The organism is Synechococcus sp. R8-2 (assembly GCF_047461715.1).
Classification (GTDB): Bacteria; Cyanobacteriota; Cyanobacteriia; order Thermostichales; family Thermostichaceae; genus Thermostichus.
Genome location: NZ_JANSHQ010000298.1, coordinates 1 through 1,239 on the forward strand (window position 1 = coordinate 1; position 1,239 = coordinate 1,239).

General features: G+C 61.7%; 2 protein-coding genes. Both read left to right on the top strand.

Translation table 11 applies throughout. The annotated features are described in order from the left end of the window. A partial coding sequence (locus NW819_RS07805) for a hypothetical protein (protein ID WP_414413413.1) occupies positions 1-872 on the top strand: 872 nt, incomplete at its 5' end. Positions 873-900: 28 nt separating this feature from the next. After that, entirely contained in the window at positions 901-1,206 is a 306-nt protein-coding gene (locus tag NW819_RS07810; RefSeq protein WP_414413414.1) for a hypothetical protein, read from the top strand. Positions 1,207-1,239: the final 33 nt, after the last annotated feature.

Below are 1,239 nucleotides of genomic sequence, written 5' to 3' on the forward strand. Positions count from 1 at the left end.
ATGAGTGCGGGAGTATGTCACGACGGAAGGTGAGGCAGATGGGGGGCTGGCTCAGGCAAAACTGGCTGTGGCAACTGGGGAGAGCCCTTGTGGCTGTTTGGATCGGCTGGGCGGAGGGGAGCGCTGCCTGGGCGAGGGACATGGCGCCGGCTGCTCCTGGAGTCTCCTCTCCCCCTACTTTGCCCATCCCTTGGGAATGGGTGTACGACTTGCAGGAGCAAGCCCGGCAGCGGCAATGCACATTGGTTGGCCTGTTGCGCAGCGATCCCTTGCCGGCGCCGGATCCCCAGTGGCAGGTGTACACACGGCTAGATTTGGTGGCCACGCCTCAGGCTGGTCGGTTGACCAGTGTGTTGTTTGCCGAGAACACCCGTACTCGGGCCTTGCAGGTTATCTATCAAGCCTCAGGGTCGGTGTACGACCCCGTTGAGACATTGGATTTTGCCATGATCCTGCCTCTAGCCTGGCAGGGGAACACTTTGCTGGCGCGGGAGTACGAAGGCTGGTTCCAGACCGATTTGAGCTGGGATCGGGCGGTGGTCTGGCCTTTGCCCACTGACTCGACAGGGATCCCACCGGTGCAAATCTGGGATCCGCCGCCGGCGCTGGGGTATGCGCAGCTGCTGGGCTGGGATCCCCAGGCGCGAGAGCGGGTGCTGTTTGCGGTGGCCGATAGCCTTGGAGAGATGCCCCGCTTGGTGAGCGTGGGCCCAGACCGCCAGGTGTTGCTGCGAGCGCCTGCCGTTGCCCTTTCCCCAACTCCCTCTTCTCTACAGGGGTGGCAGGAGATCCGGCCCAAGGGGGGAGAGCCTCTCTGCCACCAAAGCCGTTTTGGGCTGGAGCAGGGAGGGGAAAATGAAAAATTAAACTGAGATGCAGAAGCCTGTGGGAGCGACAACCATGTCCAAACCGGTGGTGCGGCGGGGCTGGCCTCTGGAGGCCTTTGTCGGGGATGTAATCGTCTGTACCCTAGAGGGATCCCATCTGGATCAGGTGACGGAAATCCGAGTCAGCCCGGCGGGTAAAGGGATCCGAGTCAGCTTTGGGGATCCCTTGGGACGCTCTAAGGAACCGGTGCAGGCCAGTGCCGAGCACCTGACGGTTACCTTCGAGATCGATCCCAGCACCTACCCTGGCGAAAAGCGCATTGAGCTGATCTCGCCGGCAGGGCCCAGCGATCCCCTGCCGTTTTTGGTGATGATGTAGAGGCGCGCAGAAAAGAGCATGACTCTAGTCAAT